Annotated in this window: 15 protein-coding genes and 1 pseudogene; 8 read left to right on the top strand and 8 right to left on the bottom strand. The window is 36.1% G+C overall.

The window, feature by feature from the left end:
• Positions 1-4: 4 nt before the first annotated feature.
• The 3 genes and pseudogenes from ACEN25_RS00615 to ruvX form a co-directional block, all read right to left on the bottom strand.
• Positions 5-421 (bottom strand): annotated as a pseudogene (locus tag ACEN25_RS00615) (DUF5606 family protein); the annotation flags it as partial.
• Between the two features lie 122 nt (positions 422-543).
• Positions 544-1,131, bottom strand: a complete 588-nt coding sequence (gene def, locus ACEN25_RS00610; RefSeq protein ID WP_441801173.1) for a peptide deformylase — start codon at positions 1,129-1,131, stop codon at positions 544-546.
• Positions 1,132-1,174: 43 nt separating this feature from the next.
• On the bottom strand, positions 1,175-1,582 hold the full coding sequence (gene ruvX, locus ACEN25_RS00605; RefSeq protein WP_441801172.1) for a Holliday junction resolvase RuvX: 408 nt from the start codon (positions 1,580-1,582) through the stop codon (positions 1,175-1,177).
• Positions 1,583-1,716: 134 nt separating this feature from the next.
• Here ruvX and ACEN25_RS00600 point away from each other — a divergent pair, with 134 nt between their 5' ends.
• On the top strand, positions 1,717-2,532 hold the full coding sequence (locus ACEN25_RS00600; protein WP_396510189.1) for a 2,3,4,5-tetrahydropyridine-2,6-dicarboxylate N-succinyltransferase: 816 nt from the start codon (positions 1,717-1,719) through the stop codon (positions 2,530-2,532).
• 84 nt (positions 2,533-2,616) lie between these two features.
• Positions 2,617-3,675, top strand: coding sequence for a glycosyltransferase family 9 protein (locus ACEN25_RS00595; RefSeq protein ID WP_441801171.1), 1,059 nt, complete (start codon positions 2,617-2,619; stop codon positions 3,673-3,675).
• On the opposite strand, the gene ACEN25_RS00590 is transcribed toward ACEN25_RS00595, so the two are convergent.
• Positions 3,672-4,493, bottom strand: a complete 822-nt coding sequence (locus ACEN25_RS00590) for a glycosyltransferase family 2 protein (RefSeq protein ID WP_441801170.1) — start codon at positions 4,491-4,493, stop codon at positions 3,672-3,674. The two genes, ACEN25_RS00595 and ACEN25_RS00590, sit on opposite strands and share 4 nt — an antisense overlap.
• 32 nt (positions 4,494-4,525) lie before the next feature.
• Between ACEN25_RS00590 and ACEN25_RS00585 the strand changes: the two genes are divergently transcribed.
• Positions 4,526-5,551: a glycosyltransferase family 2 protein gene (locus tag ACEN25_RS00585; RefSeq protein WP_441801169.1), complete on the top strand. Its 1,026-nt coding sequence runs from the start codon at positions 4,526-4,528 to the stop codon at positions 5,549-5,551.
• A 1-nt stretch (position 5,552) separates the two neighbouring features.
• Here ACEN25_RS00585 and ACEN25_RS00580 read toward each other — a convergent pair whose 3' ends face one another.
• Together ACEN25_RS00580 and ACEN25_RS00575 are read right to left on the bottom strand one after the other, a co-directional pair.
• Positions 5,553-6,311, bottom strand: coding sequence for a Kdo domain containing protein (locus ACEN25_RS00580; protein ID WP_441801168.1), 759 nt, complete (start codon positions 6,309-6,311; stop codon positions 5,553-5,555).
• 125 nt (positions 6,312-6,436) lie between these two features.
• Positions 6,437-7,213, bottom strand: coding sequence for a glycosyltransferase family 2 protein (locus ACEN25_RS00575; protein WP_441801167.1), 777 nt, complete (start codon positions 7,211-7,213; stop codon positions 6,437-6,439).
• Between the two features lie 116 nt (positions 7,214-7,329).
• Here ACEN25_RS00575 and ACEN25_RS00570 point away from each other — a divergent pair, with 116 nt between their 5' ends.
• The 5 genes from ACEN25_RS00570 (at position 7,330) to ACEN25_RS00550 (ending at position 12,187) form a co-directional block, all read left to right on the top strand.
• Positions 7,330-7,917: an L-threonylcarbamoyladenylate synthase gene (locus tag ACEN25_RS00570; RefSeq protein ID WP_035899410.1), complete on the top strand. Its 588-nt coding sequence runs from the start codon at positions 7,330-7,332 to the stop codon at positions 7,915-7,917.
• Positions 7,918-7,923: 6 nt separating this feature from the next.
• On the top strand, positions 7,924-9,354 hold the full coding sequence (locus tag ACEN25_RS00565) for a CCA tRNA nucleotidyltransferase (RefSeq protein WP_441801166.1): 1,431 nt from the start codon (positions 7,924-7,926) through the stop codon (positions 9,352-9,354).
• Positions 9,355-9,364: 10 nt separating this feature from the next.
• Complete coding sequence (locus tag ACEN25_RS00560) at positions 9,365-10,378, top strand: COX15/CtaA family protein (RefSeq protein ID WP_441801165.1); 1,014 nt, start codon at positions 9,365-9,367, stop codon at positions 10,376-10,378.
• A gap of 138 nt (positions 10,379-10,516) precedes the next feature.
• Complete coding sequence (locus ACEN25_RS00555) at positions 10,517-11,047, top strand: IS1096 element passenger TnpR family protein (RefSeq protein ID WP_441801164.1); 531 nt, start codon at positions 10,517-10,519, stop codon at positions 11,045-11,047.
• Between the two features lie 81 nt (positions 11,048-11,128).
• On the top strand, positions 11,129-12,187 hold the full coding sequence (locus ACEN25_RS00550; RefSeq protein WP_441801163.1) for a nucleoid-associated protein: 1,059 nt from the start codon (positions 11,129-11,131) through the stop codon (positions 12,185-12,187).
• Positions 12,188-12,250: 63 nt separating this feature from the next.
• Here the strand turns inward: ACEN25_RS00550 and uvrB are convergent, their stop codons facing one another.
• Both uvrB and ACEN25_RS00540 read right to left on the bottom strand, forming a co-directional pair.
• A complete protein-coding gene (gene uvrB, locus ACEN25_RS00545; protein WP_441801162.1) occupies positions 12,251-14,251 on the bottom strand; it encodes an excinuclease ABC subunit UvrB in 2,001 nt (666 codons plus the stop codon).
• A gap of 187 nt (positions 14,252-14,438) precedes the next feature.
• Entirely contained in the window at positions 14,439-17,168 is a 2,730-nt protein-coding gene (locus ACEN25_RS00540; protein ID WP_441801161.1) for a T9SS type B sorting domain-containing protein, read from the bottom strand.
• Positions 17,169-17,194 lie beyond the last annotated feature (26 nt).

The raw sequence follows: 17,194 nt of genomic DNA, 5'->3' as shown, positions 1-17,194 counted from the left end.
TACCTTCTTCAGAAGCCTCATCTGCAGTTTCTTTTTGAGCTTCTCCTAAAAGGTTATTTTTCTGTAATAAATTATACCATTGAATTACCTTTTTGATATCACTTGCATAAACGCGATCTTCATCAAAATTTGGTAATATCTCAAAGAAATAAGCTTCGAGCTCATCTTTAGAACCTTTGTGATCTATGGCGCTACCTCCATTTTCTTTCTCTGCTATTTTAGCAAAAACTTCACGCAATGGAGACTCCCCATCTAAAGTATAAATAGAGATTTCTGATAGCACACTCACATTATGTCTTAAACCTACAGGCATTTTCTTACCATCGGCCAGTGATTCTGCAATAAAACCAGATCGCGTTTGTGCGCGAAGGTGATATAATCCTGGTTTTCCTGAAATTGAAACTATTTTATCTAAACTCATAATATATTTTTATCCGCAAGAGCGGGTTTGATTTCTTTAATAATAGCTCTTTAAGAGGCTGGCAAATATCTAGGCTCTTTTTCAATTTTCAAAATTTATTAGAAGCCTAAATGCAAAATTAATTAACGCATTTTTTTATCTGGAAAACGCATACGGTATTCAGCATTGGTTTTTCCTTTACTTATAGCTGCTAACTTACTTTTAATTATACGTTTTTTTAGACTGCTTAGTTTATCTGTAAATAAAATTCCTTCAATGTGATCATACTCGTGTTGAATCACACGTGCCAATAAACCATCAAAGTCTTCTATATATTCATTAAACTCGAGATCCTGATACTTGATCTTGACATTAGGACATCTAAAGACATCTTCATTAACGCCGGGAATACTCAAGCACCCTTCATTAAAAGCCCATTCGTCACCTGTTTCTTCTAAAATTTCAGGATTTATAAATGCTTTTTTAAATGTTTTTAAACGTACTTGTTCTTCTTCAGTTAAATCGTCATCATCTGCAAATGGAGTTGCATCTACGACAAATAGACGAATTGCTTTTCCTATTTGAGGTGCAGCAAGCCCTACTCCACTAGCCGCGTACATAGTATCAAACATATTTTCAACCAGCTTATCTAAATCTGGAAAATCTTTAGCAATAGGAGCTGCTTTCTTTCTTAATACGGGATCTCCGTATGCAACTATAGGTAAAATCATGAGTTCTAATTTCTATATAATAATTCTCAAATATTCAGCAAGCTTACAAATTATATAAGTATGACTGTAAAATGATTGTCGCACTTATTTCATCTAAGAGTGCTTTATTCTGTCTTTTCTTCTTCTTTACACCACCGGTTATAAGGGTTTGAGCAGCCATTTTTGATGTAAAGCGCTCGTCTACACGTTGTATAGGTATTGATGTAATTTTTTCTAGGCTTTCGCGAAATTTACTAATCTCTACTTCTACCTGAGAGGCACTGTAATCCATACGTTTAGGCTCTCCTAAAAGTATGAGCTCTACATTTTCTTTTGCCAGATACTCTTTTAAAAAGCCCATTAAAGCTTTAGTATCTACAGTAGTTAAGCCAGAAGCTATAAGCTGCAACTCATCAGTAACCGCAATACCTGTGCGCTTTGTACCATAATCTAATGCGAGAATACGAGCCATATTATTTTTTGGCAAAAATAAGGCTTTAAAACTTATAGCGGGTATCTTGGTTTTTTTATTGTGCCTAAACTATCTTTAAACCCTGAATCTTTTTGAAGGATTCTCTTATTTTATATAACCGGAAATCTTATTAAATGAAACAAGTACAAAATGTAATTGAAGCAGCCTGGGAAGATCGTTCTCTTTTAAGTGAGAAAGTGACTCAAGATGCAATACGTGAAATTATTGAACTTCTAGATAATGGTACCTTAAGAGTTGCAGAACCAGACGGTGATGGCTGGAAGGTGAATGAGTGGGTTAAAAAAGCCGTAGTGCTTTATTTCCCTATTCAAAAAATGGAAAAATTAGAAGTAGGTATCTTTGAATACCACGATAAAATGCCTCTTAAAACAGGATATCAGGATAAAGGAATACGTGTTGTGCCTAATGCAGTTGCACGTCACGGTGCATATATCTCTAAAGGTGTAATTCTAATGCCTAGTTATGTAAATATAGGAGCATATGTAGATGAAGGTACGATGGTAGACACCTGGGCAACCGTAGGTAGTTGTGCTCAAATAGGTAAAAATGTACACCTAAGTGGTGGTGTAGGCATAGGTGGTGTTTTAGAACCGTTACAAGCAGCTCCTGTTATTATCGAAGACAACGCATTTATAGGCTCTCGCTGCATTGTTGTTGAAGGTGTACACGTAGGTAAAGAAGCGGTTTTAGGAGCAAATGTTGTATTAACCGCCTCAACTAAGATTATAGACGTTACCGGTGATACTCCTGTTGAGACTAAAGGATATGTACCCCCACGTTCTGTGGTAATTCCCGGTAGTTATACTAAGAAATTTGCTGCAGGTGAATACAATGTTCCCTGTGCATTAATTATAGGTACCCGTAAAGAAAGTACCAACAAGAAGACTTCATTAAATGATGCACTTCGCGAATATGATGTAGCGGTATAATTGAGAAATAAGCTCAATAGTTATGCATAAAGGACAAACTAGTATTTACATCAAACCCTAATTACGCTTTAATTACACTTTGTAATGAAAAAAATACTTATCGTAAAAAATAAGCGTATAGGTGATGTCCTAATTGCTTCTATTGTAGCCAATAACCTCAAGAAAATCTATCCGGATTCTCACATTACTTTTTTGTGTTACGATTATGCAGCGCCCGTATTGCTGCATAATCCTAACATAGATTATATCTGGACGCTTAATGATAAAGAGCTTAAAAAAGTAAGCAATCTAGTCCAACTAACACGTGAGGTTAAACAGGAGCAATTTGATCTTATTATTGACCTTTATGTCAAACTACAAAGTCAGATTTTGTGTTTGTTTAGCGGGGTAAAGCAACGTATTGGCTTTTCTAAAAAAGTACTTCCCTTTTCTTATACGTATCAAGTTCCTATTTTAAAAAATCGTTTGACTAATTATGGTAAGGCGATAGACGACCGTATAAATATATTAAAGCATCTGGATGATAAAATGCAATTTGATGCATATCCAAAACTATACCTTACCGAAAAAGAATTAAATAAAGGTAAAGACCTCCTAAGCAAACAAGGCTTTGATTTTAATAAAAAAAGCATAATGATAGGAGTGCTAGGAAGTGACCCTTCCAAGTCATTACCTCTAGACTATATTGCAACCTTGATCGATTGGATTTCGGCTAATTACGATGCTCAGATTTTATTTAATTACATCCCAAGTCAAAAACCTCTTGTAGATGAGTTACTTAAAAAAGTAACCAATACGTCTAAGCTATTTCCCGATATTTTAGGCTCAGATATACGGGAATTTATTATCATTATGAATCACGTAGATGTACTTATAGCAAATGAGGGTGGCGCAGTACATATTGCAAAAGCATTAAATAAATCCACGTTTACCATCTACTCTCCATATGTAAATAAAGAGCATTGGGCTACGTTTGAAAATGTGAGTAAAAACGAATCAATACATTTAAATGAGTTAAAACCTGAACTTTTTGAAGGTTTAAGCAGTAGCGAAATTAAAAAGCAAACTACTCAGCTATACGCCAGTTTTACTCCGGAATATATCACACCTAAACTGGAAGAGTTTTTAAATAACAATTTCTAGTCCTTAACAATTCCGTGGGGAGTAGACCTAATTTTTTTCTTTTTAGTTTCTTTGCGTATTGCCTTGTTCTTATTAATCGACTCTTTGTTTTTATAACCTCTGGGATGATCCAAATGTAAGCAAATAGCACTATAACGTATTTGTTTACCTTTAACACCATGGTTTACGAGTCGTTCTCCTAATTCCCGATCCTGACCTCCATACTGCATACGTTCATCAAACCCATTTACGGCAAGAATATCGCTTTTCCAGCCAGATGCATTGTGACCGTTCCAAGTGGGTTTTGTAGGTGTGATAAAATTAAGAAACTTCTCCTGTATTGCACCTGAGTCTATTTTATTGTTTTTAAATGATTTTGGCATACCGCGATCTTGAAGCCATTTTACATTAAAACAATTTTCGAGTTCAATATCTTTATTAGTAATTCCTCGTGAGGTTGATAAGGGCAACATATGATAACCTCCGCTTAAAAAATATCCCTGTTGCTTATACTTCACATGCTGTTCAACAAAATCTTTACGTGGGATGCAATCACCATCACTCATAATAATATACTCGCCGTTGCACGCCTTTAAAGCTTTATTAAGAATAGCCGATTTTTGAAAACCATTATCTTTATGCCACACGTGAATTATAGGAATATCAGTCGTTTCTTTAAAGGCCTCTATAAGCTGTTTGGTTTCCGCTCCAGAACCATCATCTGCGATTACAAGCTCAAAGTCTCTATAGGTTTGCATCGTATATCCCACCAAGGTTTTTTCAAGCCATTTTGGGGCATTGTAGGTGCTAATGATTACCGAGTGAGCTCTATGTTTCATGAATAGATTAATTTCTACAAAATTAGTTATTTTTGCCCTACAAACACCGCTCTAAATTGACCCATACTCCCATTACTGTAATCATTCCTACTTATAATGAAGAACGCTTTATAAAGCAGGCATTACAAGCCGCTTCATTTGCAGATGAATGCTTGATTATAGATTCATATAGTACAGATAACACATTGGCAATTGCTAAACAATGGAATTGTAAAGTCATTAAAAGAAAGTTTGACGATTTTTCTAGTCAGAAAAATTATGCGATTAAAGAGGCCGCACACGATTGGATTTTTATATTAGATGCAGACGAATTTTTACTACCTAAACTGCAAGAAGAAATACAACAGGCTATACAATCTAAAAAACATCAGGCTTATAAAGTATTACGCCGTAATTTCTTTATAAACCGATTTCTTAAAAACGGAAGTAATGGTAGAGATTCTGCAGTACGACTAATCAATAAGAATACGTGCCACTACGAAGGTCTTGTACATGAGCGTATGATAGTTGCAGGTTCAACAGGTACCTTATCATCCTATATGTATCATTATACATATACCAACTTACGCACATTTCTAGTTAAGAAAAATAAATACGCCGCTCTACAAGCTGCCCAAAAGCATCATAAAGGTGCAAAAACAGTATTTATGCATCTGCTTATAAAACCTGCTGGTAGATTTTGGGGAGAGTATATTCTCAAAAAAGGATTTCTGGATGGCGTTGCAGGTTTAACGAGTACACGTATGAATGGATACGGGGTATTAAGCAGATATATTAAATTGCGCAATCTTTCTCATAAAACCAAAAATGAACATTTGCAAGGCTATGATGTATTTAGCTTAAAACTAAATGAAGAAGCAAGTAGTAATAAAATAGATTCACCTATACTGGGTGCTTTTAGTTTTTGGCTATTGCCCAAAATTACTTTTATAAAATATTACTTGTTTAAAGGATATATACTAAAAGGTATGGATGGATATGCGCTAAGTTACTTGTATAGTTTTCAGAAATTTCAACGTCTTATCTACGGTTGGCTAGCAAAACGCGGTATTGACTAAACTACTTTTTCCAGAATTTAAGTTTTTTCTTAATCGCTTTTTTACGCCAAAATTTCTCTTGAAATGCTTCAGCTTTTGCCCACATTAGCGCTTTGGTTTCTTCAAGATCATAATTGCCCAATTGTGCATACTCGGTAGCCATTATATCTATCATTTCTTTTTTGGGCGTAAGCCTGCTAAAGTTTTCCATCCGGGTGTTAAAATCAAGAGACCCAAATTCCATTCTATTTAAATCAACCAAATAAAAATCGTAACCCGACTCTTTTTTAACGATAAGAGTATTCCCGGGAGAGTGATCTAGAAAGTGTATTCCCTGCTCATGCATTTTGTAAGTAAAACGGGTAAATGCTTTTAAAATCTCTGTACGATTGGGATAATTTTCTTCTTCAATCAGCTTTCTGTAGGTTAAGTCTGCAGCTATATAATCACAAAAATAGTAACTAGCTCCAAAGAATATTCCTTTATCATCAATTGCATAAGCAAGAGGATGCGGGGTCAATATTCCTTTACTTAAAAGAGCTTGTGCATATTCATACGAGCGTTGCGCTTTTGATTTTCTAAAGAATTTATAAGCAATTTTATTTACCAGATTAGGAATTTTAAAAGCTTTGATGGTAATGGATCTGCCTTCAAAATCAAATATTTTAATCTGATTGCGGTTACCGGCAGCAAGAACTTGCCCTTCCTGATCAAATTGTTCAATAAAGACTTCTAGTTGAGAAAGACTATTTTTTGAATTGGTATTTGAAATTATTTTCATGCCGCTAATTAGACCACAAAAATAGTTTTAATTATACGAGTTCTAAAACTCAATAAAGGTATTAAATAGGTTACTTAAATCACCTAATAAATCTGTCGTGAATGTAAACTATGAAGTCAACTCAATTATTTTATGCCAACACCAGGAAGAATTCGTTTTTCTGAAAGTACATTCTCGTAATACGAATTATTTGTTTCCAGATTATCTTTAGATTTCTCCTGATGCCAAATATGATAAACAATTCCAGCGTAGCGTATACGTTTTCCAGCAACTCCGCTATGTAATAATCTTGCGGCAAAATCAGAATCTTCCCTACCCCAACCTGTATAAAGCTCATCATAACCGTTTACATTCATTGCATCTGCTCTCCAGTAAGAAAAATTACAACCTCTTGTTTTAGTTGATAATTCTAGAGAAGATTTATAAAAGCCACATAATACAGGAAATCTCAGTGTGCGTGTTCGTTTTTTTATTCCCATTGAAAAGAAGTTAAAGTCAATCTCCTTTTTTGTAAAAAGTAATTTTAAATACCCTTTTTGAATATTTACTCTACTTCCATACAGAAACGTGTTTTTTGCTGAAAATCGCTTGTGATCTTCAATAAAACTGCGATGCATAATGCAGTCGCCATCTATCTGTATCACGTAATCAGATACACATTTAAGCAGTGCTTTATTTAGAATTTCCGATTTTCTAAAGCCTCTATCTTCATGCCAAAAATGATGAACCGGTTTTTCAAAACGTTTTTTAAAATCTTCAATAATCTGTTTGGTTTCAGAAGATGAGCCATCATCAGCAATTAATACCTCATCAGGTAAAACAGTTTGGTTTTCTAAACTTGCTAAAACAAGTTCTAGAGCCTGAGGCCAATTGTAAGTAGGTATTATTAAGGCAGCGGTCATAAAATGATAATATAATGAAATAAAACAGGCATTGATCTCAATTTATTTGCAAGATAAGTTTTCCAATTATTAATACACAAAGCGATAACTTTGAACAAAATTTCAGGTTAAAAATTATGGCGGCTAAACGATACGAACAAAATATTATTGACGAGGTAAATGAATCTATAACCGTATTAAAAAGAGGTGGACTACTGCTCTACCCTACTGATACCGTTTGGGGAATAGGTTGCGATGCTACTAATGCTGATGCTGTTGATAAAATTTTCGCCCTCAAAAAACGTGCAGAAAGCAAATCATTAATCTGCCTGGTAAGTGATTTTAAGATGCTTAACCAATATATAGAAAATATACCAGAGATTGCTTACAGCATTTTAAAATATGCAGAACAACCCACTACTATAATTTATGACGACCCCATACGTGTTGCCGAAAATCTGATTGCAGAAGACAATACCCTGGGAATACGCGTAGTTGAAGATGGTTTCTGCAAAGCACTGATAAAAAAATTAGGTAAACCACTGGTTTCTACCTCGGCAAATATAAGTGGCGAAAAAACTCCTATGCGTTTCCCAGAAATAAGCGAGCCCATTTTGGAAGGAGTAGACTATATCGTAAATTTGCAGCGCAAACATAAATCGACCAAATCCTCAACGATAATTAAGTTGAAAAATAACGGTCAGGTTGAGATTTTACGAAAATAACACCTCATGTCAATCCCCAAATATCCGGAAGCACTAAAGCCTAAAATCTTTGATGTAATCACCCGGGCTTCTGAAGAATTAGCATTAGAAAGCTACGTGATAGGTGGTTATGTGCGTGATTATTTATTAAAACGTGGTTCTGCTAAAGATATAGATATTGTTGCAGTAGGCAGTGGTATTGAGCTTGCTCAAAAAGTAGCCTCACTTCTTAAACACAAACCTAAAGTGCAGGTATTTAAAACATACGGCACCGCAATGCTTCGTGATGGCGATATTGAAATTGAATTTGTAGGTGCCCGCAAAGAGTCCTACTCTGAAAATAGTCGAAATCCCGTTATAGAAAATGGTAGTTTAGAAGACGATCAAAACAGACGCGACTTCACTATTAATGCTTTGGCATTAAGTCTTAACGAGGCTACTCGCGGTAATCTGGTTGATTCTTTTAATGGTATTGTAGATTTAGAACGCGAGATTATAAGAACGCCTTTAAATCCTGATATTACCTATAGCGATGATCCTTTACGTATGATGCGTGCAATACGGTTTGCTACGCAGTTAGATTTTACAATAGAACGTACTTCTCTCGAAGCCATTAGCGCAAATAAAGAGCGTATCAAAATAATTACTAATGAGCGTATTGTTGACGAGCTCAATAAAATAATGCTGAGTAAAAAACCTTCTAAAGGATTCCTTTTACTTGAAAAAACCGGATTACTTCCCCTGATTTTACCAGAACTTACCGCTCTTAAAGGTATCGAAGAAAAAGAAGGACAAAAACATAAAGACAATTTTTATCACACACTTGAGGTGGTTGATAATATTTCAGAAAACACAGATGATGTATGGCTTAGATGGGCAGCACTTCTACACGATATAGGTAAAGCACCTACTAAACGTTTTGATAAAAAAATAGGATGGACTTTTCACGGTCACGAGTTTGTAGGCGCTAAAATGGTTTATAAACTTTTCAAAAGGCTAAAAATGCCCCTAAATGAAAAGATGAAACTTGTTCAGAAATTGGTTTTAATGAGTTCGCGTCCTATCGTAATTGCCGAAGATTTTGTAACAGACAGTGCTGTACGACGCCTTATTTTTGATGCAGGTGAAAATCTCGAGGAGTTAATGACACTTTGTGAAGCAGACATCACCACAAAAAATCCAAAACGCTTCAAGAGATACCATAATAACTTTAAAACAGTACGATCAAAGATTGAAGAGGTTGAAGAGCGGGATCACTTGCGTAACTTTCAACCACCGGTAAGTGGCGAAGAGATTATGAAAACTTTTTCCCTTAAACCGTCACGAGAAATTGGTCTTATAAAAGAGGCGATTAAAGAGGCTATTTTAGAGGGAGAAATCCCAAATGAATACCATGCAGCGCACGAATTTATGCTTCAGAAAGGAGCAGAATTGGGCCTGGAAGCTATAAGTAACTAATTCAACCAAGGTGTATAAAAAATCAATTATAGTATCGCTATTTCTGGTTTATCTTGTGATAATTGCAGGTGCAGTTGTACGTATGACCGGCAGTGGAATGGGATGTCCCGACTGGCCAAAGTGTTTTGGATATATTATACCGCCTACAGAACAAAGTCAGTTAGATTGGCACGCAGATCAATCTTATAAAAAAGGGCAGGTTATTATTTATGAAGAGAGCCTGCGTATAGCTAAAGAAGATTTTAATACCGGTTCTGCATTTAATGCACAAAACTGGAATGGTTATGACAAGCACGATTATGCAATTTTTAATCCCTGGCATACGTGGATTGAATATATTAACCGCCTCTTAGGAGCTCTGGCAGGTCTTGCTTTTCTGGTTATGCTGGGTGCTGCAATTTTTAAAGAACGTAATAGAAAACGTATTCTTTTATCCCTAAGCGCTGTGATTCTTATAGGATTTCAAGGATGGATAGGCGCTACTGTTGTTTACTCGGTTCTTTCACCGGTACGCATTACTATTCATATGGTTATCGCACTCTTCATTGTTGCCTTACTGATTTATATGCTTTACGAGGCTACAAAGAAAACAGCGACTTATAAATTTGACAAGGCATTTAAATCAGGTATGTTAGTTGCTTTAATTCTTACACTCATACAAATTATATTAGGAACTCAGGTTAGACAACATATAGATGACACCATAGATGTGGTAGGATATACTGCTAAATCACTTTGGTTAGAAAAGCCGGAAATCACGTTCTATATACATCGCTCATTTTCTATAATCGTCTTTCTGTTAAATGCGTGGTTATTTTATAGAAACAAATCTTTAGTATTGGGACATCGCTCTTTTAAATGGGTGGTCAATTTAATTTCATTAGAAATACTTACTGGTATTTTAATGTACTACCTGGACTTTCCATTTTTAACGCAACCGCTACACCTGGTAATAGCTTCTATTTTATTCGGAATTCAATTCTATATACTACTAACTGCGTTTAAAGAAAAAACAAACGTCTAGACAGCAACTGTTGTCTAAATTGTATCTTTACCCTCACCTTTTTTAAAAGGATGAGGGTAAACCTCAAAACTAAAAAATTCACTAATTCAGACTGAAAAGAGCAAGTTTAATATTTTGTTCTGTTTTAAATTTAATGTTATGATTTACCGTTTTCGCATCATTCTCGATACCGAAGAAGATATTTTTAGAGATATAGAAATTGAACAATCTGCTACATTTGAAGATTTGCATAACAGCATAACTCAAAGCTTTGGGTTTGATGGTACAGAAATGGCCTCCTTTTACGTAAGTGATGATGAGTGGACGCAAGGTGAAGAAATTGCTTTATTTGATATGAGCGATGCAGAAATACCTCTGCGCACTATGCAGGATACTACACTAGAACAAATGCTTAATGCAGATCAAAGACGTATGATTTACGTGTATGACTTCTTTAATCTATGGACGTTCTTTGTTGAACTTGCAGAAATTACCGAAGCCGATGACAGCACCCTATATCCTAATTTAATGTATGTTTTTGGGCAAATTCCGGCACAAGCTCCAGAAACCGATTTTTCCGGAGATGAGAAAGATGCAGACGACGACGAGTTTGATGACGATGATCCCTTTGATGATGATTATGACATTGAAGATTATGAAGGTCTCGACTTTGACGAAAACTGGAATTAAAAATAGACTTCAGATTGTAGTTGTTAGAATATAGGCATCATGCCAAACTTCTAATATCCCAAATACAAATACAAAAAATAAATGATCAATTTATATTCTACGCAGATAGAGTCACTCTCTATCCATCGTATTGGTAACAAAAGTCGTGATGAAGGAGCTTTTTTATCTAAAGAGCGTTATGCTTTAAACGATGAGATTACACCGCTGTTAAAGGAATTTTTCTTTAAACCGTTTCGGGAGAAAGAAGAGAATTATTATCAATTTGTACACGAGTCTGATCTTGAATTTCACTCCCTTTCTAATTTAGTTGCAACACTTTTTGCAGACCCAAGTAAATCTCACGAGATCTCTACTGAGATTGCAAAATTACTCTATGAGCAATCAAGCCACCCGCATATAAAGCCGGGTGAGGTTTACGTTGCGCATTTAGAAAATGTGATGCTAGACAATGAGAAAGTAGATGCTATAGGCATATTTAAGTCTGAATTAAAACAGGATTTCCTACAATTTGAAGAGGGCGAAAGCAATCTTAAAATGCAACTCGAGCAAGGTGTTAGCCTGAGTAAACTTGACAAGGGCTGCCTTATTTTCAATAAGAATGCAGATAATGGTTATAAAATATTATCTAGCGACTCTAACCGTTACGATACAAAATACTGGCTAGAAAATTTCTTAGGAGTAGATATGCTTGCTGATGAAAATTTCTACACTAAAAAATACCTTAAATTCTGTCAGGATTTTGCAAAAGACGTAGTATTACCTGCTGAAGATAAAAAGGAAGAAGTGATGTTTATGAACCGTGCGGTAAACCACTTTGCTAAAAACGACGAATTTGTAGAACAAAATTTCATGAATGAAGTAATGGAAAATCCTGCACTCATTCCCGAGTTCAACAATTATAAACTAGAGAAAGCGCCTAAATATAAAATTGAAGACCTTACGACCTTCCCTATAGCGAATACCGCTGTAACTGCCGCTCGTAAAAAGATTAAAAGTGTTATTGAATTAGACACCCACATACAGATAAAGCTAGACTTTATTAATCCTGAAAGTGCCGAGAAATTTGTAGAAAAAGGATGGGATGAAGAACGCCAGATGTATTATTATCTGGTTTATTTCAACAAAGAGCAGAAGTCTTAACACGGTTTAAAAAAACACAAAACCCGAATCTTATTTAGATTCGGGTTTTGTGTTTTATAGACTTTATGCAAGTTCCTTAACCTGCTCCTGATAGGTTTTAATACGGTCACGCAGTTTTGCCGCTTCCATAAAGTCGAGCTCTTTTGCAGCAGATTCCATTTGTTTACGAGTGTCTCGTATGAGCTGCTCAAGTTTCGGCTTACTCATATAAGCAGTTTCCGGCTCTGCCGCCATATTTAATAATTCCTGAGCCTCTTGTTTAAATTTATCAGTTTTTGCCAATGCACTATCTAAAGATTTTTTGATAGCTACAGGCTTTAAACCATGTTCCTCATTAAAATTAATTTGTTTCTGACGTCTGTAATTAGAATCATCTATAGTCTCCTGCATACTTCGTGTAATCTTATCAGCATACATTATGGCAAGACCATTAATATTACGCGCAGCACGACCTATAGTCTGCGTTAACGAGCGGTTGCTTCTTAAAAACCCTTCTTTATCGGCATCCAGAATAGCTACCAAAGAAACTTCAGGTAAATCGAGACCTTCTCGTAAAAGGTTTACACCCACTAAAACATCAAATATACCTTTACGTAAGTCAGACATTATCTCTACGCGTTCTAAGGTATCAACATCAGAGTGAATATAACGTGTTCTAATATTTACACGCGTTAAGTATTTAGTTAACTCCTCTGCCATACGCTTAGTAAGCGTAGTAACCAGTGTACGCTCATCTTTATCTACCCGTTTACTTATTTCTTCAATTAAATCATCAATCTGATTTAAACTGGGACGTACCTCAACCACCGGATCTAATAATCCTGTTGGTCTTATAATTTGCTCTACATAGGTTCCTTCAGACTTTTGCAATTCATAATCCGCAGGTGTTGCACTCACATAAATCACCTGATTCTGCAATTGCTCAAATTCTTCAAACTTCAACGGGCGGTTGTCCATCGCTGCAGGTAGCCTAAAACCATACTCCACGAGATTTTCTTTACGACTGCGGTCACCGCCATACATAGCACTAACTTGAGAAACGGTTACGTGACTCTCATCAACTACCATTAAATAATCATCTGGGAAGTAATCTAATAAACAGAATGGTCGTGTACCAGGCTCTCTTCCATCAAGATACCTCGAATAGTTTTCTATACCGCTACAGTAGCCTAGTTCTCGTATCATTTCCAGATCAAAATTGGTACGCTCTTCCAGACGCTTTGCTTCCAGATGTTTTCCTATTTCCTTGAAATACTCAACCTGCTTCACCATATCAGATCCTATTTGATTAATAGCGCCCTGCAATCGGTCAGGACTGGTCACAAACATATTCGCAGGATAAATATTAAGACGGTCGTATTTTTCTAAAATCTCATTGGTAGTCACATCAAACGCTTCAATCTCTTCAATCTCATCTCCAAAAAAATGAACTCTAAAGGCGTGATCATCATATCCCGGAAATATATCTACGGTATCTCCCTTAATTCGGAAATTTCCGCGGTTAAAATCACCTGTAGTCCTACTGTACAAACTTTGAACTAATCGCTTCAGCAATTGCGTTCTGGAGATTACCATATCTTTTTCAATACTGATAACGTTCTTCTGAAATTCGACTGGGTTACCAATACCATACAAACAAGAAACCGAAGCTACCACAATGATATCCCGTCTTCCTGATAGTAAAGAAGAAGTTGTACTTAAACGTAATTTTTCGATTTCCTCATTAATGGAAAGATCCTTTTCTATATACGTCCCCGAACTGGGTATATAGGCTTCGGGCTGATAGTAATCGTAATAGGAAACAAAATACTCAACCGCGTTTTCAGGAAAAAAAGCTTTAAACTCACTATAAAGCTGTGCCGCAAGTGTTTTATTATGTGCAAGAACCAATGTAGGCTTTTGAACTTCCTGTACCACATTTGCAACGGTGAATGTTTTACCACTACCGGTTACTCCTAACAAAGTCTGATACTGTTCACCGGCATTGAGGCCGTTAACCAGTTGTTTTATAGCTTCAGGTTGATCTCCTGCAGGTTTAAATTCTGAATGTATATTGAATTTCAAAGTATAGCAATTTTTCGCATCATCTGCGAGTTAAAATGGACGCTACATAGAACTTAAAAGCTTATCAGTTTTAAAAGTACTGAAAGACGACTGCTCTATTTTAAACGCAATACAAAATTAAACTATTTGAGATTCAGCTAAAAGGATGTAAATCTTAGGAGAAACTTAAAGTTTTGTCTAGAATAGGTTAACGTTTTAAGGTAAAATGGGATTTAAACACTCTGCCATCTTCTAAAAGAACATCAAACCAGTAATCATCTGCTGGTGAGTTTACGCCTCTAACCGTACCATCCCAACCTTCACCCAGTGGATTGATTTCTTTTAATAATTTCCCGTACCGGTTAAATACCCGAATTACCGTACCGGGCTGAACCAGTTCGCTAATTCCCTGAACTTGCCAGGTATCGTGATATCCATCACCGTTTGGCGTAAAGTACTTCATAAATCCTATAATACTAAACTCCTGCTCCACAATACCACAACCTTCTTTAGATCGCACATAAACCGTATGAAACCCGGGTAATAATCCTGTAAAAGTCGAACTGTCCTGATAAGGTCCTATAGCATCATCTAGCGTAAATTCATATTCGCCATTCCCAGAGATTGCGATAACTGCTGTATTATTATCACTGGCATCAGTTACTTCAATATTTTCAATAATTGCTAATTCCTTTTCTTCAATAGTAAAGGTTTCTTCTCTAAAACAATTTGTTAAAACATCTGTAACCCGCAAAGTATGCTCACCCGGTAAATTGGTTTGTAATTCTGGTTTGGTTTGCCCTTCTGGCAACCACAGATACGTATAGGTTCTCGAAGTGTCCAGATTTGAATAGTCTGGCACATAAGTCTCTAATTCCGGAAAAACTGAAGCACAGTAAAAAGCTTCCTCAGGAAGCGTAAAATCTGGTTTGGGATTTACCCGCAGTTCAAGTTGGCTTATTGCAAAACAAGCATTGTTATTTTCTACGCGTGCGAAAACAATTTGATTATAGGCTGTACTGTTTGTGTATGCTACCGGTAAAAGTTCATTTGCATCTTCTAGCAAAGCACCGCGTTCTGTTAAATAGTAATTTATATCAGGAGTACCCGTACTGGCTCCAGACACTTGAGAATCTGCGTTACGCAAATTAAACATAACAAAACCGGTATCATCAACATCACACTCCTCTAAAAGTCCGGTTGATACTGCCGTACTGCTCACTACAAGATTTAAGGGGGCAGCTACAGCGCATCCTGCAGGATTAACTATACGTGCATATAAAGTTTCAGAAGGTCTTTTATTTTCATATCCTACTGGCTCTATGGGATCAAAATCTAATAGTGCCTGAGTTAAACTGGGGTGATACGTCACGCTCAAGTTAGGATCTGCGAGAGTAAAATCTGAATTTGCTTCATTTAGGTTAAAAATACTTAAGCCATCAGCCGTTACAGAATCTTCACATTGAACCAATCGTGCCCCTGCAGAAGCCTGTGGAAATGCATAATACGTTACCTCTGCATACCCTATTTTCTCACAACTGCCGTCATTAGGGTCTAATCTAAATTCGTAATTTTCTGTGTATGTTAATGTTACACCGGCTGGTTGTCTAATAGTTAATTCAAAAGTTGTCTCACCGGGTATAAGATTATCATTTAAATACCAGCTGTACGTGGCACCGGGAACTGCTTCATATTTTAACGTATACGTATCGCCATCGCAAAGTGCTAACTTTTTAGAATCTATACTATTTTGAATGATGTCTAACTCATTAAATAGCGATTGATTAAAAGGCGGTAAGCCTTGAAAACTAATGCCGCTTCCTAAATTAATTGCGCGATCTCTATAATTTGCAGCAACACCGGCTGCATTAGGATTGTCAATAACTCCTAAATACGGTAAACCTACCGAGTAAGCTAAACTCAACGTGCGGTAAATTTTACCATCGGGCGCTAATTGCAGACTGCCGCGATAATACCCTTCCTGATCTAATAAAACCTGACTAGCACTTATGTCTGCGGCTTCTATATCGTATTGAATTAGCGATGAAAAGTGATTACCTACTTCAGGTTCATCTGAACCGTTAGAACTATGAACATACAGGTATTTATTATTAGGTGAAAACTCAACACCGTATGATGCCTTATTAGGCCCATCTATTGATAATTGCTGAAGATTGCTTGCCATACCGGTTGCTGGGTTAAAATCTGTAAGATATAAACCAAAAAACATATTAGCTATCGCCAGTTGCTTTCCGTCTGGAGAAAATTTCATGTTTCCTCTGCGGTCTTCAATTGCCAGAGAAAGATTTGATTTAACAGGAGTTAATTGAATGCCAGAATCATTTAATTCATAAGCATAAAGCGTACTTATAACCTCTTCATTTCCGCTTGAAGAAGAGAATGCAACCATCCACACACTATTAGTAACACAACTTTTAATAACAGCACTCAATTTTTCTGAAGCAAAATTTAAGAGTTTTCTGTTTTTAACGGTGACTTCTCCCTGAGGATTAGAATTAAAATTGACAATACTATAATTTAAACCTTTATCTACATCAGTCTCTCGCAAACGGGTATCAATAGTGAAAATATAATAAATACCCGGGGTATTAGGTTGTGGTATTATAATAGCAGACTGCGTGCTTGAGGCGTTACCAAACAGGCCTGTGCCATTATTCATAACAGTATGGTTGGCCGTATAGACTGTTTGACCATCAGTATAAAAAAGCAAACTGCCATTATCATCTGAGATGGTCGCACAACCTTCTAAGGTATCTAATTGACCATCTATTAAAACCTGTGGAGTTGAGTTATTAAAATTAAGACCTGCGCCTTTGCCAAAATACCAGTTATTGGCCTGGCTTTGAGCATTTAATTGTACAACAGAGAGTAGGAAAAGAATGTAAAGAACATTCTGTTTTAGCGTATTTTTTTTCAACTGCACTTATTTTTCGTACAATTTAA

Origin of the sequence: Leeuwenhoekiella sp. W20_SRS_FM14 (genome assembly GCF_052119605.1) — a bacterium.
Classification (GTDB): Bacteria; Bacteroidota; Bacteroidia; order Flavobacteriales; family Flavobacteriaceae; genus Leeuwenhoekiella.
Note: the sequence above shows the minus strand (reverse complement) of the source record. Positions and strands in the feature narration are given on the sequence as shown.